We start from the raw sequence: 509 nt of genomic DNA, 5'->3' as shown, positions 1-509 counted from the left end.
CGGGCCGACACCTACAACAAGCTGTTCACGCTGCACGGCGTGGTGATGGTGTGGTTCTTCCTGATCCCGAGCATCCCCAACACGCTCGGCAACTTCCTGGTGCCGTTGATGATCGGCGCGCGGGACGTCGCCTACCCGAAGCTCAACCTCATCAGCTGGTACCTCAACGTCGGCGGCGGCCTGCTCGCCGTCGCGGCGCTGCTCCTCGGCGGCGTCGATACCGGCTGGACCTTCTATGTCCCCTATTCCACGGTCTTCTCCAACACCTGGGTCTCGCTCACCGTACTCGGGGTCTTCACCACCGGCTTCTCGTCGATCGCCACCGGGGTGAACTTCATCGCGACCATTCACCTCTTGCGGGCGCCGGGCATGACCTGGTTCCGACTGCCGCTCTTCGTCTGGGCGATGTACACGACGAGCCTGATGTTCGTACTGGCGACCCCGGTCCTCGCCGTGACCCTGCTCCTGGTCTTCGCCGAGCGCACCTTCGGGCTGCCGATCTTCGATCC

1 protein-coding gene is annotated in these 509 nt (G+C 64.4%); it reads left to right on the top strand.

Annotation, left to right across the window (positions count from 1 at the left end; genetic code table 11):
* Positions 1-509, top strand: a 509-nt coding sequence (locus MFF64_RS36605) for a cbb3-type cytochrome c oxidase subunit I (protein ID WP_238193929.1), incomplete at both ends; no start/stop codon positions are given.

Source organism: Methylobacterium frigidaeris (genome assembly GCF_022179185.1).
Lineage (GTDB): Bacteria > Pseudomonadota > Alphaproteobacteria > Rhizobiales > Beijerinckiaceae > Methylobacterium > Methylobacterium frigidaeris.
This window is presented reverse-complemented; position numbering and strand designations above follow the sequence as displayed.